23 protein-coding genes are annotated in these 24,588 nt (G+C 66.8%); 8 read left to right on the top strand and 15 right to left on the bottom strand.

From position 1 onward, the window contains the following. Window positions 1–8 precede the first annotated feature (8 nt). Entirely contained in the window at window positions 9–665 is a 657-nt protein-coding gene (locus F0U63_RS11200; protein WP_395848355.1) for a type VI immunity family protein, read from the bottom strand. Window positions 666–671: 6 nt separating this feature from the next. Further along, window positions 672–905, bottom strand: coding sequence for a hypothetical protein (locus F0U63_RS11205; RefSeq protein WP_395845880.1), 234 nt, complete (start codon window positions 903–905; stop codon window positions 672–674). Window positions 906–1,145: 240 nt separating this feature from the next. On the opposite strand from F0U63_RS11205, the gene F0U63_RS11210 reads away from it, so the two are divergent. Then, entirely contained in the window at window positions 1,146–1,886 is a 741-nt protein-coding gene (locus tag F0U63_RS11210; protein WP_395845881.1) for a hypothetical protein, read from the top strand. Then, complete coding sequence (locus tag F0U63_RS11215) at window positions 1,883–2,860, top strand: type VI immunity family protein (RefSeq protein WP_395845882.1); 978 nt, start codon at window positions 1,883–1,885, stop codon at window positions 2,858–2,860. Before F0U63_RS11210 ends, F0U63_RS11215 begins: the two co-directional genes overlap by 4 nt. A gap of 34 nt (window positions 2,861–2,894) precedes the next feature. Here the strand turns inward: F0U63_RS11215 and F0U63_RS11220 are convergent, their stop codons facing one another. Together F0U63_RS11220 and F0U63_RS11225 are read right to left on the bottom strand one after the other, a co-directional pair. After that, complete coding sequence (locus F0U63_RS11220) at window positions 2,895–3,644, bottom strand: hypothetical protein (protein WP_395845883.1); 750 nt, start codon at window positions 3,642–3,644, stop codon at window positions 2,895–2,897. Window positions 3,645–3,782: 138 nt separating this feature from the next. Beyond that, complete coding sequence (locus tag F0U63_RS11225; protein ID WP_395845884.1) at window positions 3,783–4,580, bottom strand: endonuclease/exonuclease/phosphatase family protein; 798 nt, start codon at window positions 4,578–4,580, stop codon at window positions 3,783–3,785. Between the two features lie 254 nt (window positions 4,581–4,834). On the opposite strand from F0U63_RS11225, the gene F0U63_RS11230 reads away from it, so the two are divergent. Further along, window positions 4,835–5,071, top strand: coding sequence for a hypothetical protein (locus F0U63_RS11230; RefSeq protein WP_395845885.1), 237 nt, complete (start codon window positions 4,835–4,837; stop codon window positions 5,069–5,071). A 14-nt stretch (window positions 5,072–5,085) separates the two neighbouring features. Here F0U63_RS11230 and F0U63_RS11235 read toward each other — a convergent pair whose 3' ends face one another. After that, window positions 5,086–5,514 carry a hypothetical protein gene (locus F0U63_RS11235; RefSeq protein WP_395845886.1) on the bottom strand — a complete coding sequence of 143 codons (429 nt, stop codon included), beginning with the start codon at window positions 5,512–5,514 and terminating at the stop codon, window positions 5,086–5,088. Between the two features lie 139 nt (window positions 5,515–5,653). On the opposite strand from F0U63_RS11235, the gene F0U63_RS11240 reads away from it, so the two are divergent. The 4 genes from F0U63_RS11240 (at window position 5,654) to F0U63_RS11255 (ending at window position 11,536) form a co-directional block, all read left to right on the top strand. Beyond that, the gene (locus F0U63_RS11240; RefSeq protein WP_395845887.1) at window positions 5,654–8,071 is read left to right on the top strand and encodes a DEAD/DEAH box helicase; all 2,418 of its coding nucleotides are present in this window, start codon (window positions 5,654–5,656) and stop codon (window positions 8,069–8,071) included. Between the two features lie 73 nt (window positions 8,072–8,144). After that, a complete protein-coding gene (locus F0U63_RS11245) occupies window positions 8,145–9,449 on the top strand; it encodes an AAA family ATPase (protein ID WP_395845888.1) in 1,305 nt (434 codons plus the stop codon). 155 nt (window positions 9,450–9,604) lie between these two features. After that, complete coding sequence (locus F0U63_RS11250) at window positions 9,605–10,081, top strand: hypothetical protein (RefSeq protein ID WP_395845889.1); 477 nt, start codon at window positions 9,605–9,607, stop codon at window positions 10,079–10,081. An 81-nt stretch (window positions 10,082–10,162) separates the two neighbouring features. Further along, window positions 10,163–11,536 carry a ribonuclease H-like domain-containing protein gene (locus tag F0U63_RS11255; protein ID WP_395845890.1) on the top strand — a complete coding sequence of 458 codons (1,374 nt, stop codon included), beginning with the start codon at window positions 10,163–10,165 and terminating at the stop codon, window positions 11,534–11,536. A gap of 1 nt (window position 11,537) precedes the next feature. Here the strand turns inward: F0U63_RS11255 and F0U63_RS11260 are convergent, their stop codons facing one another. Further along, window positions 11,538–13,655, bottom strand: coding sequence for an FUSC family protein (locus tag F0U63_RS11260; RefSeq protein ID WP_395845891.1), 2,118 nt, complete (start codon window positions 13,653–13,655; stop codon window positions 11,538–11,540). Window positions 13,656–13,883: 228 nt separating this feature from the next. Between F0U63_RS11260 and F0U63_RS11265 the strand changes: the two genes are divergently transcribed. Then, window positions 13,884–15,098 carry a cyclic nucleotide-binding domain-containing protein gene (locus tag F0U63_RS11265; RefSeq protein WP_395845892.1) on the top strand — a complete coding sequence of 405 codons (1,215 nt, stop codon included), beginning with the start codon at window positions 13,884–13,886 and terminating at the stop codon, window positions 15,096–15,098. Window positions 15,099–15,231: 133 nt separating this feature from the next. Here F0U63_RS11265 and F0U63_RS11270 read toward each other — a convergent pair whose 3' ends face one another. From F0U63_RS11270 to F0U63_RS11310, 9 genes are all read right to left on the bottom strand, one after another. Next, complete coding sequence (locus F0U63_RS11270; RefSeq protein ID WP_395845893.1) at window positions 15,232–15,990, bottom strand: sulfite exporter TauE/SafE family protein; 759 nt, start codon at window positions 15,988–15,990, stop codon at window positions 15,232–15,234. Window positions 15,991–15,995: 5 nt separating this feature from the next. Continuing rightward, window positions 15,996–16,955, bottom strand: a complete 960-nt coding sequence (locus F0U63_RS11275) for a cupin-like domain-containing protein (RefSeq protein ID WP_395845894.1) — start codon at window positions 16,953–16,955, stop codon at window positions 15,996–15,998. An 11-nt stretch (window positions 16,956–16,966) separates the two neighbouring features. Continuing rightward, window positions 16,967–17,674: an alpha/beta hydrolase gene (locus F0U63_RS11280; RefSeq protein ID WP_395845895.1), complete on the bottom strand. Its 708-nt coding sequence runs from the start codon at window positions 17,672–17,674 to the stop codon at window positions 16,967–16,969. Beyond that, window positions 17,671–18,264 carry a GNAT family N-acetyltransferase gene (locus F0U63_RS11285; protein WP_395845896.1) on the bottom strand — a complete coding sequence of 198 codons (594 nt, stop codon included), beginning with the start codon at window positions 18,262–18,264 and terminating at the stop codon, window positions 17,671–17,673. The genes F0U63_RS11280 and F0U63_RS11285 overlap by 4 nt, the downstream gene beginning before the upstream one ends. Further along, window positions 18,261–19,835: an AMP-binding protein gene (locus tag F0U63_RS11290; RefSeq protein WP_395845897.1), complete on the bottom strand. Its 1,575-nt coding sequence runs from the start codon at window positions 19,833–19,835 to the stop codon at window positions 18,261–18,263. The genes F0U63_RS11285 and F0U63_RS11290 overlap by 4 nt, the downstream gene beginning before the upstream one ends. A gap of 12 nt (window positions 19,836–19,847) precedes the next feature. Then, window positions 19,848–19,964 (bottom strand): DUF3470 domain-containing protein, encoded by a 117-nt coding sequence (locus F0U63_RS11295; protein WP_395848356.1) that lies wholly within the window; start codon window positions 19,962–19,964, stop codon window positions 19,848–19,850. Beyond that, the gene (locus F0U63_RS11300; protein WP_395845898.1) at window positions 19,961–21,847 is read right to left on the bottom strand and encodes a hypothetical protein; all 1,887 of its coding nucleotides are present in this window, start codon (window positions 21,845–21,847) and stop codon (window positions 19,961–19,963) included. Before F0U63_RS11300 ends, F0U63_RS11295 begins: the two co-directional genes overlap by 4 nt. 1,022 nt (window positions 21,848–22,869) lie before the next feature. Next, entirely contained in the window at window positions 22,870–23,118 is a 249-nt protein-coding gene (locus F0U63_RS11305) for a hypothetical protein (RefSeq protein WP_395845899.1), read from the bottom strand. A gap of 277 nt (window positions 23,119–23,395) precedes the next feature. Further along, complete coding sequence (locus F0U63_RS11310) at window positions 23,396–24,568, bottom strand: FAD-dependent monooxygenase (RefSeq protein WP_395845900.1); 1,173 nt, start codon at window positions 24,566–24,568, stop codon at window positions 23,396–23,398. Window positions 24,569–24,588 lie beyond the last annotated feature (20 nt).

Here is a 24,588-nt window from a genome sequence, read left to right on the forward strand (position 1 = left end):
TCGCGACGTCACTTGTCGAGGAAGCGGCGCTCCCAGCGCAAGGTCTCCTCTCCGTCGATAGGGTAGTGAATGCCGGGCTCCTGGTAGAGCCAGGGCTCCAGTGCGCGTGCCCACTCGCGGTAGAGGGGCAGGTCCCGGCCCTGCTCGGTGTCACCTGCTTCTGGCCAGGAGCCCAGGGTGACGACAGCCCGGTTGCCGGGCATCTCCTGGATGAGGACCTCCTGAGAAGAGAAGCGGGAGCGCAGGCCAGTGAGTCCTCCCAGTTCGTCGAGGACGGGGGCACCCAGGAAGTTCATCCATGCGGGTCCGCGGAGCCGTGTGCCGATGTTCCAGGACACATGGCTCAGGTCGGTGTCGTCCAGTCCCGGGTGGCGAAAGCGCAAGGATGAAAGTTCTCTCGGAATGCCGACGTGGTTGAAGGCGAGGCCCGCATGGCCAGAGCAGAAGGGAAGGGGCGCCGCGAGTTCCCACATGAGTTCTCGCACGTGCTCTGGTCCCTTTTCTTCCAGGTACTCGGTGGGCAGCCAAAAGGACAATGCACTGACGGCGTTTCGAGCCACGCTGTCCAGTAGCTTTCCGCAATACTCGACTTCGTAGCCGCGGGCTGAACTCGGGCTGTCATACCATGCGAAAACGAGGTCGCCTGGAGCGCGCTCATCTCTCAGCTCGCGTTAGGTCTTGTTCCGCGCCGAGTCATCCAATTCCCACCAATCGCCATTGTAATCGGGCGACCATGAGGGTGCGCTCGGCCCGACGACTCGCAGGTAGGTTTCCATCGAGCTTGCCACCTTGGAGGCAATCTCTTCATGCGGATGATTCATGTAGAGGCAGATGCGGATGCCCTCGCGAATCATCAGCCCGCCATGCCACGCGGGGTAGCGTACTCGTGGGTAGTGCTCGTTCATTTGTGTCGTCCGGGAGCATGACGAGTAGAGCGCCTCCCTGGAACAGGGTTTTTGCTGGAGTGTTGCACATTGCCCCTTGGGATTCACACTAGTAAAGTGCTTGGCCGCTTCGGCCGAAGTCATTTCTGGGCGGCGTTTCCAGCGGGATTGTTGTCCGCTCATGGAGCAGGAGGTCGTATGCCGGTGGCACGGTTCGTGTCTCTACTACGGGGTGGCGCTCGTTGGAGGTCTGCTGGGGCCATGCTGCCGCTGGCGGGACTGTTGCTGGCCTCGGGTTGTGCCACGGGGGCTTTCGGTCTGCCGGAGCTTGTTCCTTCACTCCAGTCTCAGTCCTGTGCATTCAGCCCCGGGTGCATGGCTCCGGCGGCCAGCGGTGAAATCCTCGCTCCCTCAGTGCCAGTGGTCGTGAGGGCGACTCAGGCAGTGCGAGGACTGCTCACGCTCAAGGACTTCCTGGACGAGGCGGAGGTTGCACGAGTGGAGGCCGTGCTCGTGCAGTGCGCGAGGGATGCGGACTTCCAGGTCAATGAACGCGAGTACGGCCAGGGCAAGTTTCCGGATGATCGGGAGTGTGACCGGGTGGTGAGCCAAGAGGGCAAGAAGAGCATCACCCGGGCCATGCAACTGGGGGCCTTGAAGCATGACATGGCATTCGCCTGCGTCGAGAGGGAACTCGGCCGGGACTTCTCGGACCACATTACTCGCGAGCCACGCTACGGGCGGAATCCTTCCACTGGAACATATACATTGACGGAAGAGCGGTTTGAGTCTCTCGTTCCGGATCTTGTCATTCACCTCATCCGGAACGCCAACCGGATTCAGTTGCTATACGATTTCTACTTTCCTTGTACCTCCCTCAAGAAGAGCAATCCTCTGGGGAGAAACAGGCGAACCCTCCAGGAGAAGCTGGACAAATATGACTCGCTCCCTGGAGAGCCGCCTCGTGCACTCGTGACCCCTCAACTTGGAATCAGCCGATGAACAGCTCTTATCCTCGAATTCGTCACCATGAGCAGGGTCCAGATGGTGATGTGCTCGTGCGGAGAGAAGTCGTCCGGCTGGTGCTATACCTGCCGTTCAATCATCATGCGCTCGCTCTTCCCATTCAGCGTGCGCTAGATATGTACCTGGACGCGGTTGGGACGGGGCCCAAGATCTTCTCGGAGTACTCTCTGGGGTACGAATCCGCTGCTTTACACGAGGACAGCTGGTCGAACATCCGCCAGATGCTCTCCACCTCGGACGAGGAGTATTTCCTCGATGACGAGGCGGATGAGCAACTCCGCTTGATGCAGATGAAGAACCAGTTCGACCGGATGGTGGAATTGTCGAGCGAGGAGCACGGCGTCACCGGCTACGGCTTCTTCTACTGGGCGCGTCTGTCGTGGCGCGTGCCTCCGAAGAACCAGGTGAGTCTGGTGAGCTTTTCCTGGCCCACGGAATACCTGGAGGCGTGTGGTTCCGGGCGGATGCGGGAAGAGATGATGGCATTGGCCAAACTGCTGCCCTATGCCTCGGGCCACGCTGGGCTCGCTTTCTCCTCTCCCAACCTCTGGGGGCCCTCGATGAAGGACATCCATGAGGAGGCGCTGCGCTACCCTGGCCTGGATGTGACACACGGCCAACGGGAACTGGGCATGCACGTTGACGGCGTGCACTGGCTCAATTTCCTGGGCCCGGGGGTGTTGTCCCAGGTGGGCGGTGCCGAGGCGCTCCGTTCCCGGCTGCATTCCCCTTCCACCACCGTGCAATCGCTCGAGGACGGGCGAGTCCTGGTGTCGCTGGGCCCCGGGCCCGAGGCGGGCGACCTGCACCAAGGCGACACGCTGCCTGGCTATCGTGAGCTGGCGCGCGTGCTCGAGCCCTGGCTCTTTTCCTTCCCTGCTCACATGTCCTGGCGGGACTGTCCTCCCGATACGGCCCGCCGCTGGTGGCGCCGCTTTCTCGACGAGTGACCCTTGCTGGGGCCTCTTTGCTACCAGGGGTCGTTCACGGTTTCGCGGACTGCGGCGGACGGCCTCGGTCCTTCGAGACAGGAAAGTAGCATTTGCCCTGGTACTCGGCCTGGATGGCGGTGCAGGGAGGGCGCCGCTCAAGCGTCACCCAGCATCCTCCGTTGATTTCAATCTCATCCAGATCGGGTCTACAGGGAGCCTTCGCCTGATTGCGGAAAGGTTCGTAGGGGAGGGGATAGGCAATGGATGCTGCCTTGAGCGCACCTGTGTTGGCCAATCCCGGCGCATCGAGTTGAGAGGGTCTCTTCCCTGCCTCGTTCCAAGAGGCGAGTTCTGATCGCCCCGAACCACCTACCCCATGGAGCCAGACACCCAGCGCGAGCACCGCGGCACTCGCTGCGGCGCACGCGGCCCACCGTCCCCAAGGGCGCACGGCCCCTCGGGCGATGTGGGCCTGTACCTGAGGGCTGCCCTCCACACGCGTGAGGGCGGCGGTCATCTGCACGAAGACGTTCGTCAGCTCCGACACCTGCGCCGAGTCGGGCGACCGCACCACCGTCAATGACATGGAGGACGTGGCTGGCCGACAATAGACCCGCACCTCCCATGCTCCTTCGGGCCGCCACTCCACGCCTGTTCCTGGCAGCAGCGTCAGAGCCGCCCTGCCTGTCCACCCGTGCCGCGCTTCGTAGAGGCGGCCCAAATCCGGCCCCACCTCCTCGTAGCTCCTGCCGAGCAGGAACGGCCCCTCCCCACTGTCCTTCCCGCGCTCTTCATCCGCCATGCGACGCCCCTTGCTGGACTGCTGCCACGCACGGCAGCGTACTTGACCGCTCAAGTCAAGTCGAGCGAGAGGTCTTGTTGGGTTCGGTGAGCGCTTTCCCAGGGGGCTCCGGCGCCCGGGCACTGCGGCTTTCGCGGCTCACGGATTGCCGGATCCCTTGGGTTCTTCCTTCGGAAAAGAGACGAGCGCCCGGACCGGGTAGTGGTCCGAGCCTCCCTCGCGCAGCACCCGGGCCTCGGAGAAGGTGAGCCCTCGTCCGAGGATGTGATCGATCTCCACCACCGAGGGCAGGGCGGTGTTCGCCCCGGGCCAGGTGCTGCCGCAGGAGGCGGCCGGTCCGTCACAGGAGTGGGCGAAGCCCGCGGCGGTGAACGTCTTCAGCGCGGAGGCCCGCCGGCCCTCGTTCATGTCTCCGAGCAACAGCAGGGGCCGCTTCTCCTTGGCGTAGCGCTTCATCAGCTCCTGTGCCTGCCGCGCGCGCAGCTTCTCGTTCTTCTCCATGGACTCGAGCAGCCCCTCGGAGCGGGTGTGCCGGGCCCCGGGCGCCATGAGGTGCACGCACACGGCCTTGAGCGTGCGCCCGCCGAGCTTCATCTCGGCCTCCAGGGCGGGCAGACGGTGGGGCTTCTCGGGGAAGCGCTCGGTGCGCGACAGGGGATGGCGGCTGGCGAGGCCCACGCCCCAGGTGCCCGTGCGCGGCGCGAACACGGTGTGGGGGTACTCCTTGGCGAGGCGCTCGCGGAAGGCGCGGGCGAAGCCCGGTGTGAGTTCGCGCAGGCAGAGCAGGTCGGGCTTCTCCTTCTCGATGACATCTAGCGACTTCTCCACGTCCGACGCGGGTGCCTCGTAGAGGACGTTGTAGGTCATGGCCGTGAATCGGGGAGGGTCTCCACTGGCCGAGAGGAGGGCGAGCACCGCGAGCAAGGGGGCGTGCATGCCCCGCCGGGGTGCAGGGACGAGGCCAGGGGCACCGTGGCGGCGGACGTGGCCGGGCGAGGACAGGTTCGTGGTCGTGGGGACACACGGACGTGGCTCGGCACACGCGGTCCAGTCAGCGTCAGAGACGAGGGATTGGAGACGTCTCTGGGCACGAATTCCTGACGAGGAGCAACACGATGGGATGGGCGACCGATGCGGTCAGTGCATTGACGAGGGGCGAAGAGGTCACGGTCCGGCCGCGAGGCGGCTCCATGCGAGGACGGATCGAGGATGGGCAGCCGGTCACGTTGGGTCCCGTGGACCCGGCCGTGGTGGAGGCTGGAGACGTGGTGCTGGTCCGGTGGAGAGGAGGATTCCTCCTGCATCTGGTGAAGGAGGCCACCGTGGGCCGGCTGCTCATCTGCAACAACGTGGGCAAGGTGAACGGTTGGGCGAGCCGCCGGGCTGTCGTCGGGCGCCTGGTGCGGGTCCATCCCTTACGGAGGTGATGCCCGACGGCCGTTCATCCCCGGCCGAGTTCGAACGCGCAGACGTAACAGGTCTTTCGATAGCCCGGCACGGGGTAGCCACATTGGGGGCAGTCGCGATCCCCTTCGAGGAGACCGTTGTTGAGGGCGTCCGCGATTCCGTCTTCACGTCGGCTCCAGGCCCTGGCCTGCTCTTGCTCCGGGGTGGGGGCCGACGACTCGTCGGGAGTCCCAATCACCAGCCTGGGCAGTTCTCCCGGATGCGGTTCCTCGCGAGCGATGCAGTGTCCCGCACGCGCATGCCGCAGCGTCTCCTCATCCGTCCGGCAGTAGTACACGTCCTGCTTGCAGTGCGCACAGTGCCGGACATCGGCGCTGGCGGTGGGTCGCAGGTCCTGCCACGTCCTCGGACAGACGAACTTCATCCGGACAGGGCATTTGCGGATGGTGCGCTCGGTACGCATCGGGGGTGCTTCCTGGTGAGGGGGTGAACGCGGGAGATGGACCACCCACGTCCGCCTTCACGGGGACTGACGACAGCTCCTCTCGCTGGGGCGTTGCACGTTGCCCCTCCGGGTGCACGTCTGTACAGTGCCCGGCTTCATGAAGCCAGAGAAGGAAGAAGGGGCTTTCACCGGGTCCCGGCGCAAGCCCTGGACGGGACCTCGCGGACTCGATGCCGTCCTCCAGGGGTGGCGCGAGAACAACCAGATCTGGCCCGACATCGTCCTGGACGAGGTGACTCCGGCCCGGCTCGGCGCCCATGCGCCCATCCCCGAGGGCGTCGCCCCCCAGGTGCGCGAGGCCCTGCGCCGCCGCGGCATCGAGCGGCTCTTCTCCCACCAGGCCGAGGCGTACGAGCTGGCCCATTCGGGCAAGAACCTCGTCATCGCCACGCCCACCGCCTCGGGCAAGAGCCTCTGCTACAACCTGCCCCTGCTGGACCGCTTCGCGCGTGAGCCCCAGGCCCGGGCCCTCTACCTCTTCCCCACCAAGGCGCTCTCGCGCGACCAGGAAGAGTCCCTGCGCGTCTTCATGCGCGAGGCGGGCCTGGAGCACGGCGCCATCACCTTCGACGGAGACACCCCGGCGGATGCCCGGCGCGCCGCCCGCGAGCGCAGCGGCGTGCTGCTCACCAACCCGGACATGCTGCACACCGGCATCCTCCCGCACCACGCGAGCTGGGCTCGCCTCTTCTCCAACCTGCGCTATGTCGTCATCGACGAGCTGCACACCTACCGGGGCGTCTTCGGCTCGCACCTGGCCAACGTGCTGCGCCGCCTGCAGCGCGTGGCGGCCTTCCATGGCTCCTCGCCCACCTTCATCCTGGCCTCGGCCACCATCGGCAACCCCAAGGCCCACGCCGAGCGGATGCTGGGCCGCGAGGTGGCGCTCATCTCCGAGAGCGGCGCCCCCGCCGGCGAGCGCCGCGTCATGGTCTACAACCCCCCCGTGGTCAACGCCGAGCTGGGCATCCGCGCCAGCTACCTCAAGAGCGCCGTGCGCCTCACCGCGGACCTCGTGCGCGCCGAGGTGTCCACGCTCCTCTTCGCCCAGTCGCGCAACTCCGTCGAGGTGATGCTCAAGTACCTGCGCGACAAGTTCGTGGCCGAGAAGATGGACCCGAACCTCATCCAGGGCTACCGCGGCGGCTACCTGCCCGGCACGCGCCGCGCCACCGAGGCCGCCCTGCGCGCCGGTGAGGTGCGCTGCGTGGTGGCCACCAACGCGCTGGAGCTCGGCATCGACATCGGCTCGCTGGACGCCGTGGTGTGCGCGGGCTACCCGGGCTCGGTGGCCGCGCTCATGCAGCGCTTCGGCCGCGCCGGCCGCCGGGGCGCGGGCAGCCTCGCGCTCCTGGTCACCTCCAGCGCCCCGTTGGATCAATACCTCGCCTCGGATCCCCGCTTCCTCACGGGCGCGCCGGTGGAGCACGCGCGCATCGATCCGGACAACGTGGAGATCCTCGTGCAGCACCTCAAGTGCGCCGCCTTCGAGCTGCCCTTCGCCGAGGGCGACACCTTCGGGGACGTGCCGGCCGAGTCCGTGACGGACGCGCTCGGCTATCTGTCCCAGCACGAGGTGGTGCACCCCTCGCCCGGCCCCGAGGGCCGCAAGATGTTCCACTGGTCCTCGGACGCGTACCCGGCCAACCACGTGTCACTGCGCAGCGTGGGCTGGGACAACGTGGTCATCATCGAGCTGGGCACGGACCGCACGCTCGCGGAGATGGACTTCCGCTCGGCGCACACCATGTTGCACGAGCAGGCCATCTACCAGCACGAGGCCGAGCAGTATCAGGTCGAGCGCTTCGACTACGACAACCACAAGGCCTACGTGCGCAAGGTGGCGCCGGACTACTTCACCGACGCGATGACGTACGTGCGCGTCAATGTCATCCAGGAGGACCAGGGCGCCCCCATGGGCCCCACGCTCCAGGCGGGCATGGGCGAGGTGAGCGTCATCGAGAAGGTGGTGGGCTACAAGAAGATCAAGTTCCACACCCACGAGAACGTCGGCTACGGCGAGGTGGCCCTGCCGGAGATGCAGATGCACACCACCTCGCTCTGGCTCACCGTGCCCGAGACCGTGGTGCGCTCGTTCGGCGCGCCGCGCCCCGCCGTCATCGACGCGCTCCGGGGCATCGCCACCGCGCTGCGCACCGTGGCGTGCGTGGGGTTGATGATCGATCCGAGAGACCTGGGCAAGACGCTCGGCAGCAAGGACGACGCGGACGGGCCGCCGCGCAAGGACGGCGGCGTGGGCTTCGATCCGACCATCTTCCTCTACGACAACATCCCCGGCGGCGTGGGCCTGGCGGCGCGGCTGTTCGATCAGCGCGAGGAACTGCTGCGGCGCGCGCGCCGACTCCTGGAGGGGTGTGCGTGCGAGGAGGGTTGCCCCGCGTGCATCGGCCCGGCGGCGGGCTCCTTTCCAGGCAGTGCTCCGGTGGAGGAGCATCCGCGCAAGCGGCTCGTGCTGGAGATCCTCTCGGCGCTCGGCGTCGTGGCCCTGCAGTAGGGAATGGGCGGTCGATGAGTTAGGGAGCGTGGTATACCACGCTCCCTAATGCCCGTGGCCGAGCCCAAGCCCCATGTCCATCACCGAACTGCGCATTGAAGGGCTTCGTACCCTTGAGAAGATCCGGCTCAAGCTGGGTGGGCTTACCGTACTCATCGGGGACAATGGGTCTGGCAAGAGCAGCATCATCGAAGCGTGCGAGCTGCTGCATCGGGCGGCGAGCGAACGGTTCCTGGACGAGTTCTACAGCGTTCATGGGGGCCTGACCTCGTTGTTGAGGCAGGGGGCTCCTCGTCTGAAGCTGGGGGTGACGATAAAGCCCGATCCTGATTCGTTTTCAAATCAGGGGGCTGAAGATTGGTCGAAGTTCGACCTCGTCGAGTACGACATCCTTCTGACGCCAGAAGGAGGGGCTTTCGCTTCGGTGGAAGAGACAGTGCGGGTATACCCACGCAAGGGTTCAGACTGGGCGAAGGCCTGGTCTCGAAAAAAGAGACCACCGAAAACAGTCGACTCCATCCTTCTCCTTCATAGGACCGGCTCTCAATACACGACAGCCGGGCTCGGCGTGTTTCTCGAGGGAGAGATCGCCTTCAATGTCCTCTCTCCTAATCAAGTCAATCTCTATAGAGACAGTGCTGACTGCTATACAGCACTCAAAATCATTGCCAGCCATCTCAGGCACATCCGGGTTCACCTCCCGTTCGAGGTTCTTCCTTCCTGGGCGGCACGCGCACTCGACAGGAAGTCAGCGTTGCGGGCCTCGATACCCTTCGCTCCCGCCAAGCACCTGGAGAAGCTAGGCGTCAATCTGGCGAACTCCTTCCATGCGCTGAAGAATAATTTCGGTCAGGACGAGTGGAACCAGACCCTGGAGTACGTGCGACTCGGACTGGGCAGCCACATTGAAGATGTCACGACCTGGGCGGACCCGGGTGGTGGCAATGTGGGGCTGTCCCTCAAGCTCAAGAACCTCGACCAACAAATCCCCTCCTCGCAGCTATCGGACGGGATGCTGTCGTATCTGGCCTTCGTCGCGCTGTTCAGGCTGCATGACGGCGTTCCTGGCCTCATGGCCCTGGATGAGCCGGATCTGCATCTGCACCCCAGGTTGCTCATGCGTGTCCTGGACATGTTCGAGTCGATGGCCAGGCGGTTTCCTGTCCTGGTCTCCACTCACTCGGACCGGTTGCTCGATGGACTCTCCGAGCCGGCCCGCTCCGTCGTGCTCTGCGAACTCGATGATCGGCAGGCGACCCACCTCCTCAGGCCCAATCCACGTCTTCTGGCGAAATGGTTGGAGCGTTACCGGGGTCTGGGGGACATCCGGGGTGAGGGGCACGAGGCCTCGGTGTTCACGCGCGAGGATCCGGCCTGATGCGACGGGTGTGCGTCCTTTACGAGGATCAACGAGGGCCCACCAGGGGGTTTGGTCTGCATGAGTTGGTGAAGGCCTGTGTCCGAGACGCGCTGAAGGACTCCCCGCGGCGGGAGGTGGATGGAGCGCTCGACGATTGCCGGCCCATGAAGGGGATGCCCAAGCTCCTCAAGGCCTGCCGCCAGGACATCGATCTCATCGCCGACGACGGCCGCAGCGTCATCGCCGTGTTCGACAATGACGAGATCCGTGGAGACCTCAAGCTTCCTCGGAATGCGCCCGATGAACTCGTCATCCAGCGCATCCGGGAAGGAGGAAAGCACAGTGACCGGCTCTTCGTTGTCCTGCTGAAGCAGAACATGGAGTCCGTCATCCAGGCCGTGCGGCAATGTGACGGAAGCATCGATCCAAAGCGCCTCGACTCCGCGTTGAAGAAGAGCCTGCTCGAACGTGATGCCCTCCTGAATGGATTGACCGTCGAGCTGAAGCGGCCCATCCGTGACTGCATCCAGGAAAAAATGCCGTCGTTTCGTGCCCTCGTCGAGCTGCTCTGCCGGGAGATCGTGCCCAGGTCCAAGGCTCGGGGGCGACCTGGTCCCAGCAGTAAACGTTCCAGGTCGAAAGCGCGGTAGGCCGGGCTGTCTTCCGCGCACGTGCGCGTTGCCGCTCCGGGTATACACCTGTACAGTGTCCCGTTCGAGACGAGGTGCACCGTGGACTTGAAGCGCAAGCTGGCGCGGCTCGGCGGCGTGGGTCCCGGGGGCAAGCCGGGTGCGTCCGCGACTCCGGCTCCGGCCCCTCCCGTGGTTCCCGCCCCCGCTCCCGCCGTGGAGCCCGAGGCTCCCTCGGCGGAGCAGGCCGCGCGCGTGGCCATGCTGCGCCGGATGCTCGGAGAGCTGACCGAACGTCATGGGACGGCGCTCCGCCGGGGTCCTCCGCAGCCTCCTCCGGGTCCTCTCCCCGCCGAGCCCCGGACGACGCCGCATGGGATCATCCACGTCGCCGAGCGCCTGCTGTCTCCGGATCATCACCATGGAAGCGCGCCGCTCGCGGAGGCGCTGGACGCGGAGGCCGCGCTGGTGGCGAGCCTCGCGCTGCAGCCGGGCCTCGCGGGCGTGGACTTCCAGCGCATGCTCTTCCTGGACACGGAGACGACGGGACTCGCGGGCGGCACGGGCACGGTGCCCTTTCTGGTGGGCCTCGCCTGGTTCGAGGGCCGCTCGTTGCGTGTGCACCAGCTCTTCCTGCGCCGACTGGGCGAGGAGGCCCCGCTCCTGCGGGAGCTGGCCGCGCGCATGGCCCAGGCCTCGTGCCTCGTGACGTTCAACGGTAAGAGCTTCGACTGGCCTCTCTTGCGCACCCGCTTCGTGCTCAACCGCGTGCCCGTCCCCGCCGAGCTGCCGCACCTGGATTTGCTGCACTGCGCTCGCCGCGTCTTCAAGCACCGGGGCAGCGGGACGCGGCTGGTGCACCTGGAGGAGCAGGTGCTCGGCTTCCACCGCGTGGGCGACGTGGACGGGGCGCTCATCCCGGAGCTGTACTTCCGCTTCCTGCGCGGCGCCGAGGGCTCGGCCCTGACGCCCGTGCTGGAGCACAACGTGAATGACCTCCTCTTGCTGGCGGCCCTGCTCGGCCTGCTGGCACGGCGCTTCCGGGCGAGCGGCGCGGAAGGGGAGGACCCGAGGGACTTGCTGGGCTTCGCGGGCGTGGCGCTCCGGGCGAGAGACCCCGAGCGGGCGCTCGCCTTCGCCCAGGCCGCGGCGGCGGGAGACTCGGGCGCGGTGCGGGCCGAGGCGCTCGCGCTCGCCTCGCGGTTGTCGCGCCGGGGCGGGGATGTCCGCACGGCGGTGGCCAACCTGCAGCGGGCGCTCGCGTCGGCCCGGAAGGACCAGTCGGCCCCGCTCCACCTGTCCCTGGCCAAGCTGTACGAGCACGGACTCAAGGATCTGCCGCTCGCGCTCCATCACGCCCGGCTCTGTCCTCCCGCCGAGAGCGGCGAGGCCCTGCGCCGCCGCGTCGAGCGCCTGGAGCGCAAGCTGTCCAAGGCGACGCGCGCCTCCACCCTGGACCTGGGCGAGCCGCTTTGAGCTAGGCCCGCCAGGGCACGAGCACCCGGGGCGGTTCCCGCTCCGCCCGGGCCAGTTGCGTGAGCATGTCGTCCACGCGCGTGAGCCAGTGCAGCAGGCGGAAGGGGCTGGCGGTGCCCCGGCGGGCGGCTTCCTCGGGCGCGAGGCGGTGCCGGGCCTCCTGGATGAGCGTGGACGCGGGCTCGACGCGGGGCGGCGCTTCCTGGCCCAGCGCGCCCGCCAGCACCCGGGCGTTGTTCGCGAGCCGCTCCGCCGCCTCGCGCAACAGCCCCCGCGACGCGTCGTTCATCTCCATCAGCCCGCGTCCCATCTCCAGGTGCCGCACGGACAGGACGAGTTCGGACACGGTCCGCAGGATGTGCGTCGCGCGTGGGGTGAAGTGCCGGAGCCCTCCGGTGAGCGGTTGCGCCGCGGTGCGCAGGTCGCGCAGGCGCGCGTCCAGCACCCGCGCGGAGTCGAGCAGCCGGTCCGGGTCGGTCTCCGGGGTGCGCTTCACCACGGCCTCCTCGAGGTACTCGCACACCGCGTCCAACACCTGCCGGGCGGAGGTCTGGATCTGCGCCGTGGTGCGCTCGGGGAAGAGGATGAGGGCGATGATGGCGCCAGCGGCCGCGCCGACCGCCGTCTCCTCGATGCGCAGCAGGAGGAGCGCGGGGGTGAAGCGGCCGAGCAATCCATAGAGCACGGACAAGAGCGTGGTGAACCAGAACACCATCCACGCGTAGGAGATTTGAATCAGGTAGAAGCCGAAGAAGACACACACGAAGATGCTCACCAGCTCGATGCCGGTGTGGCCACTGACGGCCCTGGCGAGGAACAGTCCGGCCAGCACGCCGAGCACCGTTCCCAGCACCCGCGCCCAGGCGCGCTGCAGCGTGTCTCCCCGCGAGCGCGTGCGCGTGAAGATGACGAAGGCGGTGATGACGGCCCAGTACCAGCGCTCGGCGGACACCGCGTAGCCCACCGCCATCGCGATGACGCTCGCCACGGTGATTTGAATGGCCTGGCGCGTGGAGGGATGGAGGCCCGTGTGCGCGAGCGGGCCCGGCGCGGCGTTGCCCGCGGGGGCGGCGGCCGGCTCCGGGACGAGCGGAGGATGCTCGCGGGGAAGCTGCTCGGCGGCCTCGAGCAGATCCGTCAGGGCGCGGTGGATGCGCTGGGCATCCGCCTGGCCCCGCTCGTCTGCGGGCGCTTCCCGCACCCGGTCGAGGTGCGCTCCCATCGTCCGGGCCGCCGCGGGAGCCCGGTCGCGGATGGCGACCCGCGCCGCCACCAGGGCCCGGTGGATGTCCGCTCGTGCCTCCTGTGACAGCGCGCCCGAGTCGACCACCTGCTGCACGGAGCGGAGCACGCGGTTGGCGGCGAGCTCCAGCTCGAAGAGCCGCTGCCGGAGGTCGGAGTGCTCCCGGGTGACCAGGTCCTCCACCGCGAGCGCCGCGTCACTCAGGCGATCCGCCTGCCGGAGCAGCCGGCGCAACAGGGCACAGGTCATCCGGGGCTGCTCGGGGATGTCCGCGAGCTCCCACAGCATGACATCGATCGTCTTGCGAAAGGCCCGCACGGTGCGCCGCAGGGCGGAGTCGGGGCGGTCCGGGACGAGCACGAAGCGCACCGTGTACGCGATGCCGACGGCGACCACCATGGCCCCCGCGAGCGCGGGCACCTGCGAGAGCTGGGCGTGGAAGAAGAGGGCGTTGAAGAAGGAGAAGAAGCCAATCATCCCCAGCGCCAATCCCCGGGGGCCGAACCGGCGCACGAAGGTGGAGACGAAGATGGTGACCGCGAAGGCCGCGGCGCCGAGCAGGGGAATCTGGGCGGCGAGCGTCCCCAGGACGGCCGAGGTCAGCGCGGGCACGATGAGGAGCGCGGTGGTGAGACGCTGGTCGCGCGGATTCGGGTCCGTGGCGAGCTGCGAGCCCATCATCGCCACCATGGTGCCCACCATGGTGACGGTGGGTGGCTCGCCGAGCAAGCGCGCGAGCCTCGAGAGGATGAGGGCGGCCAGTCCCGCGCCCAGGGCGGCGCGCAACCCCTTGCGCAGCCGGCCCAGGTCGGGGTCGGAAATCACGATCAGGTCCCACAGGTGCGTGGGATTCAGGCGGTGCTGGAGATGTCGCAAGCCGTTCCTCCGCCGCAAGGGTGCGGATGGAAGGCCGGCTCGTGCACGCCCGTTCCCCTGGCCGCCAGGGCTTCAGGGGGGCGTGAGCCGCTCGCGCGGGCCGGGTGTGACGGGCTTCACTCCGGGGCTGTGGGCGCCATCACATCGGGTACCCCCCTTCTTCATGCACTGTCTCTTCATGAACGGGGGCCGCCGCTGACGCGGCCCGGCATCACACGGAGGCACGCCATGGTCGAGACGCTTCGCGAGCACAAGGACAACGCCGCTCAACTCTTCGCCAGCGGGCAGTGGCAGGCGGCGCTCGCCGAGTACCGGCACATCACCCGGGCCGCGCCGGAGGACCTGGCCAGCCGCCAGAAGGTGGCCGAGTTGCTCCAGCGGCTTGGGCGCAAGCAGGAGGCCATCGAGGCGTACACGGATGTGGCCAAGGCCTGGGCCCGTCAGGGGTGGCTGCTGCGCGCCATCGCCTTGTGCAAGCTCGTCCTCCAGCTCGAGCCGGGCCATGGCCCCACCCAGCGGTTGCTGGCGGACTTCCACGCGGGCCATGCCCGGCCCCAGCCCCGGCTGACGCCCGCGCCCGCGGCCTCCTTCCAGGAGTCGCACGAGGAGGGCGACGAGGTGCTCCCGCGCATCCCGCTCTTCTCGAAGCTGAGCCCGGAGGCGTTCCTGGCGGTGGTGGAGCAGTTGAAGCTCAAGCCCCTCGAGCCAGGGTCCGCCATCATCACGGAAGGCGAGGCGGGCCAGTCCCTGTTCGCCATCGTGGAAGGGCGCGTGGACGTGGTGCGGCAGGGGGAGGGCGGGCAGATCCGCAAGGTGGCCCGCCTGGGCGAGGGCGACTTCTTCGGGGAGATGGCGTTGCTGTCGGACGCTCCGCGGCTGGCGAGCGTGGTGGCCGCCACGCGCACCGTGGTGTTCGAGCTGACGCGCGAGCAGGTGGAGCGGCTCGCCGAGCTGCACCCCTCGGTGGCGCAGATGCTGCGGTCCTTCTACCAGGTGCGGCTGCTGGCCAACATCCTGCGGGGCAACCCGATCCTGTTCTCCCTCACGCCGCTGCAGCGCGAGGCCCTGACGAAGGCCGTCCAGTTCCACGCGGTGCCGGCCGGCCAGAGCCTGCTCGTCCAGGGACAGCCCGGTGACGCCCTCTACCTGCTGCTCCGGGGCCAGTGCCGCGTGGTGCACCGCCTCCCGGACGGTCACGAGAACCCGCATCCCTCGCTGCACGAGGGCGACATGTTCGGCGAGCTCTCCGTGCTGCTCGGCCTGCCCGCCACCGCCTCGGTGATCGCCGACACCCCCTGCACGCTGTTGCGGCTGGCGCGCGCGGACGTGGAGCGGCTCATCGTGATGAACACCGGGCTGCGCGAGGCGCTCTTCCGCCTGAGCTCCGAGCGCCTCCAGCGCACCGCCCAGCTCGTGTCCGGCTACGAGCTGTCCGAGGCCTGAGCCATCCAAGGTAAGTCCTGTGGCGCTTGAGGACGAAGCGCCGCTGCACCACGTCCACCTCCTCGGCTTCCTCCCAGCAGCCCTTCATTTCGGCAGTCTTGGCGGGATGATGAGGACGCGCGGAAGATCTGCCTCAACAAAGGATATCGTACCCCATCTTGAGGGTCAGCAGCACCGTGGAGCCGATGAACACGACGCGAATGAACCGGTCGCCGCCCCGTTGCGCCTGCATGGCCCCGAGGTATCCGCCGACCGAACACCCCATTGCGAGGGGAATGCCGAGCTTGAGCACGACGGCGCCCTTGAACAGGTAGGTCAGCACGGAAGCCCCCCCGACCACCAGGGCGAACCGCGTACCCGCAGAGGCTCCCTCCAGGAACGAATAGCCGTAGAAGTACATCAGCGCAAGGATCACGAAGGTGCCGAAACCCGCGCCGAAGAAACCGCAATAGACACACAGCGCGAAGATGACGGCGGTGCCGACACGCCGCTTGGCCGGCGTGGTGACTTGGTGCTCCTGCATCTTCGAGGGCTTGAGCGTGAAACTCAGGATTAACACGCCCACGAGCAGGACCAGGATCACCACCCGCAGCACGCCGGGAGGGATGGTGAGGAACAGGTTGGCCCCCAGTATCGAGCCGAACGCCGCGACTGGCCAGATAAACAGCGGCAGCTGCGCCTTGGGCGGCTCCAGCCGGCGATAGGTGAAGGTCCCGGTGATAAAGGAGGCTAACAAGCCAAAGCTCACCGCGATCACGGATGAGGCCGCCGGATAGCCCAACAACAGCACCAGGGGAACGCCCGCCGTGGCCCCGCCGCCGGACGTCACGGCGATCATGCCCATGAACAGGCCCACCGCGCACAGCAGCAAGATCTCGTTGACCGGCATCATCAGGTTCAGGGCCTCAGCTTCGACAGGTCGATGTCCATGCGCTTGGCCCAGGTGCGCGCGCGCTTCATCACCACGTTGAACAATTCGGGGTGGGTTTCGCGCACCTCGTCCGGGTTGAGTGCCAGCGACAGCAGTTCGGCCATACGCAGCCGGATGTGGGCCTGCAGGTTGCTCTCGTCCAGGCACTTGCGGCCCAGGCCGATCGAATCGCTCAGCAGCTCGACGCGGTGCCACCACAAGGCGGGAAGGTACAGCACCTCGCCAGGCTTTAGCGTACACTGCATCAGCTGGGTCTTGGGGTCGCGCACGAGGCCCTCGAAATCCAGCTCGCCGTCATCCCGATAGTGCAGTTGCGCCGCCGGCGACATCACATACCAGCGCTTCTCGCCCACGATCTGCACGTGCATCACGTCGACCATGTACGAGTCCTGGTGCATGATGGTCACGCCGCCGCGCTGACCGATCCACAGTTGGTGGTTGGTCGAGATGTTTTCTCCGTACAGGTTGCGGCGAAAGTCGTATTGGGCGATGTCGAGTTCAGGGATGTCGTCGGCCAGGGCCGGCGCGGCGGTCTTGTAGTACCACTCCTGCAAGTACACCGGTGACGCAGGCTGCTTGCCTTCGGCTGCCTCCAGCAGCGCGGCGAACTCGGCGAAGGTCATCTCACGCGCCTTCTCGCTGTTGTAGCCGTCCACGGTCACCACGGTGGATCCGCAACGCTCGGCCAGGTGCCGAAAGCTCCAGTGCCGGATGGCAGGCCAATCGCCCACCATTCCTTCCAGCAGCACCGGTCTCTGCAGACGGCGGTGTTCCTGCTCGAATTGCTGCGGGCTCAACCCGCGCCGCCGCGGAATCTCCGGTGCGCAGTCGATTGCATCAGCCAGCGGGCCGCTGGAAAAGGCGGCATCCAGCGCCGCGATGCCTGCCTTGTCGAACCTCTTGAGCGCGTTTGCCTCTCGCAACATGCTGTTGTTTCCTAGGCCGGGAGGGGGGCCGATTGGATCGTCTGGTGGATCCGGCGCACAACTTCTTCGCGCTGGATCGGGTTATAGGGGAGCCACCGGTGGATGAAATGATCGCAGTCCAGCCAGAGGATGGATTTAGACCGCGCGCTCGACGCGCATTCCATGTAGTAATCAAGCACCTCGCGCGGCACGACCTGGTCGAACTTCGCGCCGATAATCAGCAGGTCGCCTGCGAACTCCCGGATGCCCGCGAACGCAGGCGAGTTGGGATAGCACCAGGGCCGTGCAAGGTTGCCGTCGAAGTTTACGTCCAGCGCATAGGCGGGATAGGCCGCCGGGCAGAACAGGATGAGCGTCTCGGGATACAGGACCGACGCCACCGAGGCTCCCAGGTGCCCGCCCATGCTGGTGCCCAGCAGGATGGGTGACCGCTGCGGATCCAATAGTCGCGCGGCGGCCAGCACCTCCTCACGCCGACGGCGCAGGCATGATTCCTGGAAGATGCCCGTGCTATCGCCGTTGCCTGAGAAGTCGAAGCTGAGCGCGCCATGGCCCAGCGCCTGCAGGTCCTCCAGTAGGTAGTGGAGGGTCTGCCGGGTCGCGTTGACCCCCAGTCCCGCGAGCGTGAGGAGGCGCGGCTCCCCGCCGGCCGGCGGCTCGAATCGGGTCGCGGCCAGGGTGTGCTGGCCACACGCGAAAGTGAGGTTGCCGCTGGTCATGCGCCGATCCCCGCGAAGTGCTTTTCCCGCACCGCCGGCCACTCGGCCCGCAGGATGCTGTAGTAGATGACATCCCTGCGGCGGCCACCGGGCATGTAGTTGAAGCTGCGCAGCACCCCCTCTTCGCGCGCGCCGATGGCCGACAGTGCGGCTCGTGCGTTGGTGTTGAGCACGTCGGTCTTGAACTCCACGCGCTCGCACTCGAGCCGCTGGAATGCATGGTCCAGCAGGGCGAGCTTGGCGGCGCGGTTGATGCCCGTGTTACGCGCCTCTTGCGCCAGCCAGGACCAGCCGATCTCCAGCCGACGCTCGGATTCGGCGAGGTTGCCGAAGGCGGTGCTCCCGACGATCCTGCCGGTGGCGCGCTCGATGATGGCGAAGACGATGCGCGTACCGTTCAGCGTGTCCTGGATGGCGCTTTCCACGAAGCGCTGCAGGTCCGACGGCTCCAGGATCTGGGTGACAAAATACCGCCAGATGGCGGGTTCGTAGGCGATGCGGCCGAACGCCTCCAGGTCCGTCGCGGCGACCCGGCGCAACTGTACCCGGCTGTTCTCCAGGACGATGTTCTTCAAACCACTCCAGCTCATTGGACTGCTCCCTCTAGGATGAGCACTTGCTCGGGCTGCAGGATGCCTTGTTGCGCTTGTGCATAGACCGCACCCAGTTCCTGCTCGACGCAAGCATGGATCTTCTTGCGCACCGGCTTGTGCTGCGTGGTGAGCAAGCCGTTATCGATCGAGAATCTGCCCGGCACGATCACTGCTGCGTTCACTCGCTGCTCCGGGTGGCAGCGCCGGTTCCATGTCGCGAGGTGCGCGGCCAGCGATGCGCCGTCGATGCCACCCTCCGCTGCGGAAATGATGGCCGTCAGGAAGGGCTTGCCTTGCCCGAACAGCACGCACTCATGGACTTGCCGGTGTCGGCGGATCTCCTCCTCGATCTCCCGCACCAACACATTCAGGCCGCTGTTCATGACAACGATGTCGTCGACCCGGCCGTGGATGTAGAGGAAGCCGTCCTCGTCCACATGCCCCAGGTCCTGCGTCCTGATTTCGGCCGTCGGCAGGAACATCTTTTCGTTGTCGCCGGGGTTGCACCAGGTGTAGCGGCTGTTCAGGGGGATCTTGCTGCCGACGATCAGCACCCCGTCCTTGTCGAAGCGTATCGTCTTGTCCGGCAACACACGCCCCACGCTGCCCACGCGGAACGAGCCCGGGCAGTTCTTGGCGACAATGCAGGTTTCGGTGAGGCCATAGCCTTCGTAGAGCGGCACGCCGCAGTCGTTGAAGAAGTCCAGCACGGCGCGGCTCGCTGGAGCGGAGCCGGTCCACAGGTAGCGGATGCGCCCGCCCAACAGTTGCTGGATGACGCGGCGCCGCTCCTGCAGGTCCTGGACCCGCACCCCGCTGCGTTCGATCTGGGCCTTCACGTCCTCATAGAAGCGCGGCACGCCCATGACCACTGTCGGCGACGTGAGGGCCGCAGTTGTGAGCCAGTCGTCGTAATTAGAGATGCTCGCATCGTGTCCGTTGACGAATGCCGAATAGATCCAGTAGCGCTGCTGCAGGCTGCAGCCGAGTGGCACAAACACGAGGATGTTGTCACCCTCGCCATGCCCGAACATCTGCGTGACGGCTGCCAGCGAGGAGTTCACACTGCCCACCGTCACTTCCAGCCCCTTGGGTTTGCCGGTGCTGCCAGAGGTGAACCGGAGCGCGAAGATGTCGGCCAGATCGTAGCCGCGGTGCAGAGGCACGCGGGCCGGCTGAGCATCGGGCCGCTCGCTCCACTTCCACGCAAGCTCGATGTCCAGGATCGGGCCGCCGGTGGTCAGCCCCTCCCCGAACAGCAGCTTCAGGCCGTAGCGCTGCACCAGTTCCTGCGGCGCGAAGCGCCCCGGCTCGAAGCCCGCCGTGACCCCACCCAGCTTCAGGATTGCCAACTCCAGGATCACCCACTCGACGCGGTTCTGGCCGAGGATGCCCACGCGGTCGCCGACGCGCACGCCCAGCTCGAGCAGGCATGCAGCCAACACGCCGGCGCGGCGGTCGAGCTCGGCCAGCGAATAGGAGTGGACCTCCTTGCCGCACTGGAAATGGATGAAGTGCCCAGCGTCGAGGCAGGCATTCAGCGCAATCGTATTGATGGTGTCGTTCATCGGCGGGTACCCTCAGAACTGCGGCTGTTCTAGCTTGTTGTCCGCATCCGGCGGCGGGGGCTTCACCTGGGTGATGACCGGCCACCAGGCGGCCAGCCCCGGTTCAACTCGATGGGTGGTGCGGTTCAGGCCGGAGCGAAAGTCGGCTGGGCGCTGCTTTGCAGGTACTCATCGGGCACCGGCCAGCGCGGCAGATCGCCGCAAGCCGACAGGTCCAGGTAGGCGCCGGGCTCGAACCCACTCACCTTGAATCTGTTCTGCGCGGAATCCTGCAGATAGGAAGTGAGCACCGTGTAGACCGCTTCCAGCCACAAGGTGCGGCGGCGGGCGCGCAGCAATTGCTCGAACTCATATTCCGGCCCATTCATCCGTATCACGCGTATGTCGTAGAAGCCGCGATAGGTTTGGTTGAGGATGGTCAGCGGAGGGCGCGACATGTCGGGGCCCGGTGCGCGGATGGAGTACTTGACGCGGGCGCGCGCGTGCGCAGCGCGGTGCACGTCCGAATGAGTAGCGATGTCGGGGAGCAGCGGCGGGTAGTACCAGTGGCGGTTGGGGAGCACCAAGCTGCGCTCCAGGTTGCCTGGGATGAAGTGCCAGCGGTTGAACATCATGCGCCTCTGTACCGAGGAGGCGATCACCCGCGCCTCGGCCGGACCCATTCCTGAAGCAAACCCGCGCGAGACGAAGCAGGTGAAGAAGTGCGCCGGCGTCAGCTCGTGGATCGAATCAACCAAGGTGGCATCTTCGCTCTTCATGAGATGACCGATGTCGCGGATCGAACTGGACATGCCGTAGTCCGAGCCGGTAGCCTTCACGGCGGAGGCGACGATTTTCTCCATCAAGGCCTCCACCCAGCCGGCCGCCGCGCTGCCGGTGATGGCCGGCATCGGCACTCCGGCGATGTCTTGCGCCAAGCAGGCGCCGGCAAGCTGGTTGAAGAACAGGCATTCCGGCACCCGATGGCCGCCGCGCGGGGACACCAGACGCGCGTAGTCCTCGCCGAAATCCTGCAGATAGACCAGCGGATCCTCGCTGGAGCGCGTGTCGGCCGCAACGAACTCGTTCTTCTGGAAATTCAATCCATAGATGCGCCGGTAACGCAACCAGGACTGGCCAACCGCCTGCCTCGTTTGCCGGCCCACGAAGCGGGCCAATTCGAACAGCCCTGGCTCCTGCTCACAAGACATGCAGCCCACGGCGGCGTAGCTGGTGTACAAATCGCGGATCTTGCGCACCAGCCCGTCAGCGGTGAAAGCGATGCCGTTGAACTCTTCGAAGCGCACGGCCCGCCCGGAAAGGAACAGCGCATGCAGCGCCGCCACTAGAAGTACGTCATCCGCCTCCCAACGCGCCAGGGGTTTGCCGTGCAGCCGCGGCAGGTGGCCGGGGCCGGCCTTGGTATCGATGAGATTGACGAAGCGATCGATTCGCGCGAAGAAACGATCGCCAATGTAGAAGCAGACCGACTCGACGTGTTCCACATGGTCGATGACGCTTTCGAGCACCGCGGCCAGCTCCCCGCGCTCCTCTACCTCGCGCATCGCATCCATCACCGTTGCGAAGGCAACGGCTTCGCGCTCGAGATACTGCCGCTGGAGCGCTTCGACTTCCGCCACCGCGGCGGCCGGCAACCAGGCGTGGCCGATCTCAAGATAACTGTCATTTTCGTCGTAGACGGGATTGGCGGCCGAATGCGGGCGGATATGTAGTCGGCCAAGCGAGTTGGCATACAGCGCAAACAGCGTCCCATCGGATTGGGCGCCAGCAGTGTCCGCCAGCAGGGGCAAGTGCGGGTGCCTGCTCAGGACTTCGAACGCGGCGCGGTCGGCCATGCCCAACGCCTTCAAGGCTTCTTCGGTGGGAAAGCGGCCTGCATGGGTCAGCACGTGGAGGGCGGCCGAATGCGCGCTATGGCAATGCTGCGCATAGCCGCCGATGAAGGCGAGCAGGTCTTGGCCGTAGAGGCTGCCACCATGCGGCTGCGCGGCTGCCGAGCGGGTTTCGTTCACTGTTGTTCCTGTTGTTGGTCAATCATTGGCCACGGGCAAGGCAAACGCAGGCGCACTGCCCTTTGTGGGATTTACCGGTCGATGGCCAAGCCACAGCGGCACCAAGGTGCTGGCACGCGGGGCTCAGTACAGGACGTGGCTACTGGGAAGCGACGAGAGCCTCCCGCGACACGGTGATGCCAAAACGAGTTGATTGTGCATGTCCCCCCACAGGTTCTTTCTCTGGTCCGCAAATCCTCGCGATTTGAGCGTATCATGTCAAGCAGTAAATATTCACCGAGCCCCATGGCCGAAGAGCTTGACGACGAGCACTGGGCGAGAGGATGCGATCTCCGCGGTGCGACAGTCCTCACGGAGCCAGATCAGCCCGAGGCAGACAGAAGCGAGTGTGGCGAGTCAGCTCGCACCGGACTGCGCGAGCTGGTTGGGCAGGGAAATGGGCTCTGCGCGCAGGGCCGCCAGCGAGGCCTCGCAGGTAGCACTTGGGGTCCACTCCGCCCAGCTTCGCCGTCTCCAGCAAGCTATATCTCCAGCAGGCTATAAAGGTGTGCGCGGACAAGGGGGTGGACGCGCTGATGGCGGTGCCAAGCGCATGGATGCTGGTACATGCGCTCCTGGTGCACCAGCGGCAGGTGAAAGTCATACTTCTGCACGGCGACGTGGACGGCGAAATCCGCCGAGTAGCGGCCGCCCTCAATCAGGCGCGGCGGGGCCGGCGCGGTGACGGGCGCGCAGGTCGTTCTACACGACGAGCGCCACCGCAAGCTGTTTCTCCTCGAAGGCGGGGGACGACAGCCTCCAGCGCGCGGCCAGCTCGCGGCCCTCCAGAAACAGCGACAGCTCGGCCACCGTCAGCGCTCTTGAGAAGCTGCCCGCCCACCTTTTGCTCCACCAGCGCGCTCAGCCCGAATCCCTTGCTCATGTCCACCGGCGCCGCACACGCGAAGGTAGTCGCCACGGGCGAGGCCGCGTGCGGCTTCGGCGAGTGCACCATCACGGGCAGCAGCGGATCCGTCTTGGGCTCACGGCTCCGCGTCTTCTTGCTGCCGGGCGTCTGCCCACGCCTGCAACGTCGGCTCCGACACTCCCAGCCTCTCCACCACGGACTTGAGTGTCTTTCCCTTCTCCAGTGCTTGCGCCAGGTAGCGCACCGCGAACGCTCTCAGTGGCTCGGGGAAGGGGCCCGAGTCCTTCGCTCGTCCTGCCCTCGGTTTTTGCGCCTCCTGCCGGAACTGCTCCAACTCCTTCTCCACGTGTACCTCCAGGTTCATGGCCTGGACGTCTCACTCCTCTGCTTTTCTCGTTACGACGGAGTCCGGCGAGCAGTTACGGCCCCCGGATTCACCGCGGCCTTCTGTGGAGAGCGTAGGCGCCGAGCGGCCAAAGACGAAGCCCATGTGCCTGGGGGCGGTGGAGGGCCCGCTGGAGGTGTTTGCGTTCGGAGCGCGTCAGCGAGACACACCGATGTTGGTGCCGCACTCCGCCGCTCCTTCCTACCCCTGACAGGACTTACCTCGGGTCGCCTGGCCTGGGGTCCGGGTTACCTGCTCAGGGCTCGAAGCGCATGACGTCGCGCACCTGCCGGAGGGCGGCTCCCGAGGGCACGAGGCGCATGAGGGTGTCGCGCAGGAAGCGCACCGCGGTGTTCTCGAGCTGGGCGAGGCGTCCGAGATGGAAGGAGCGGGACACGAACTGGTTGGCGCGCGGGAGCCGGCGGCGCTCGTACTCGGCGAGCGCGAGGGAGGGCTCGGGCTCCCGGGCCAGGCAGCGGGCGAGCACCACGGCGTCCTCGACGGCCTGACAGCCGCCCTGTCCCATGTTGGGTGTCATGGGGTGGGCGGCGTCTCCCAGCAGGGTCACCCGGCCCTGGCTCCAGCGCGCGAGCGGCACCCGGTCCTGGATGTCGGTGCGGAAGATGTTCTCCTCGGACGTGGCGTCGAGGATGGCGGCGATGGGCGCATGCCAGCCGCCGAAGCACTGGCGCAGGGTCTCGTGGGCGCGGCCGGGTTCATCCCGGACTCCCGCGGGGGCGTTCCGGGTAGCGTACCAGTACACCTCGCCGTGCCCCACGGGGACGATGCCGAAGCGGGCGCCGGGCCCCCAGCTCTCGCTGGCGCTGGTGGGGTGGGCCTGGGGCGGCAGCGTCGTCATGCCCCGCCAGCTCGTGTAGCCCGAGTAGCGCGGGGCATCGCCCCACAGTGCCTGGCGCACCACGGAGTGGAGTCCGTCCGCGCCCACCAACAGGTCTCCCGTGGCGGTGGTGCCATCCGACAAGCGCACCGTCACGCGCTCGCCATCGTCGTGGAAGCCCACCACCGCGCGTCCCGTGCGCACCTGGTCCTCCTCGAGCCCGGACAGCAGGACCGCTTGCAGGCGGGAGCGGCGGATGGCGATGGCCGACTCTCCCAGCTCCCGTGACAGCAGGTCGAGGTCGACGCGGGTGAGCACCCCGCCGGAGCCGGTGCACGTGGCCAGGGAGGTGAGGGGCTGGCCCTCCTGGCTCACCGCCTCCGCCAGTCCGATGGAGCGCAGCGCCTTCATGGCGTTCATCTGCATGATGATGCCCGCGCCCACCGGACGCAGGACCTCGGCGCGCTCGAAGACGGTGGAGGCGATGCCCACCTGGCGCAGGGCTCGGGCCAGGGTGAGCCCACCGATGCCACCTCCCGCGATGAGCACGTGGCGGGAGGAGGGGGTCGTGGGCGACGGGGAGGCGGACATGTGGCGGCTCCGTGGGGAGG

It is taken from the genome of Cystobacter fuscus (assembly GCF_044360685.1).
Classification (GTDB): Bacteria; Myxococcota; Myxococcia; order Myxococcales; family Myxococcaceae; genus Cystobacter; species Cystobacter fuscus_C.

Coding starts and splice junctions, on each gene's coding strand:
- F0U63_RS11310 (WP_395845900.1), bottom strand. CDS start 24,568: ATGTCCGCCTCCCCGTCGCCCACGACCCCCTCCTCCCGCCACGTGCTC.
- F0U63_RS11205 (WP_395845880.1), bottom strand. CDS start 905: ATGAACGAGCACTACCCACGAGTACGCTACCCCGCGTGGCATGGCGGG.
- F0U63_RS11280 (WP_395845895.1), bottom strand. CDS start 17,674: ATGACCAGCGGCAACCTCACTTTCGCGTGTGGCCAGCACACCCTGGCC.
- F0U63_RS11235 (WP_395845886.1), bottom strand. CDS start 5,514: ATGCGTACCGAGCGCACCATCCGCAAATGCCCTGTCCGGATGAAGTTC.
- F0U63_RS11305 (WP_395845899.1), bottom strand. CDS start 23,118: ATGAACCTGGAGGTACACGTGGAGAAGGAGTTGGAGCAGTTCCGGCAG.
- F0U63_RS11290 (WP_395845897.1), bottom strand. CDS start 19,835: ATGAACGACACCATCAATACGATTGCGCTGAATGCCTGCCTCGACGCT.
- F0U63_RS11230 (WP_395845885.1), top strand. CDS start 4,835: ATGCGAGGACGGATCGAGGATGGGCAGCCGGTCACGTTGGGTCCCGTG.
- F0U63_RS11220 (WP_395845883.1), bottom strand. CDS start 3,644: ATGGCGGATGAAGAGCGCGGGAAGGACAGTGGGGAGGGGCCGTTCCTG.
- F0U63_RS11240 (WP_395845887.1), top strand. CDS start 5,654: ATGAAGCCAGAGAAGGAAGAAGGGGCTTTCACCGGGTCCCGGCGCAAG.
- F0U63_RS11245 (WP_395845888.1), top strand. CDS start 8,145: ATGTCCATCACCGAACTGCGCATTGAAGGGCTTCGTACCCTTGAGAAG.
- F0U63_RS11265 (WP_395845892.1), top strand. CDS start 13,884: ATGGTCGAGACGCTTCGCGAGCACAAGGACAACGCCGCTCAACTCTTC.
- F0U63_RS11225 (WP_395845884.1), bottom strand. CDS start 4,580: ATGCACGCCCCCTTGCTCGCGGTGCTCGCCCTCCTCTCGGCCAGTGGA.
- F0U63_RS11270 (WP_395845893.1), bottom strand. CDS start 15,990: ATGATGCCGGTCAACGAGATCTTGCTGCTGTGCGCGGTGGGCCTGTTC.
- F0U63_RS11275 (WP_395845894.1), bottom strand. CDS start 16,955: ATGTTGCGAGAGGCAAACGCGCTCAAGAGGTTCGACAAGGCAGGCATC.
- F0U63_RS11215 (WP_395845882.1), top strand. CDS start 1,883: ATGAACAGCTCTTATCCTCGAATTCGTCACCATGAGCAGGGTCCAGAT.
- F0U63_RS11210 (WP_395845881.1), top strand. CDS start 1,146: ATGCTGCCGCTGGCGGGACTGTTGCTGGCCTCGGGTTGTGCCACGGGG.
- F0U63_RS11250 (WP_395845889.1), top strand. CDS start 9,605: ATGCCCAAGCTCCTCAAGGCCTGCCGCCAGGACATCGATCTCATCGCC.
- F0U63_RS11285 (WP_395845896.1), bottom strand. CDS start 18,264: ATGAGCTGGAGTGGTTTGAAGAACATCGTCCTGGAGAACAGCCGGGTA.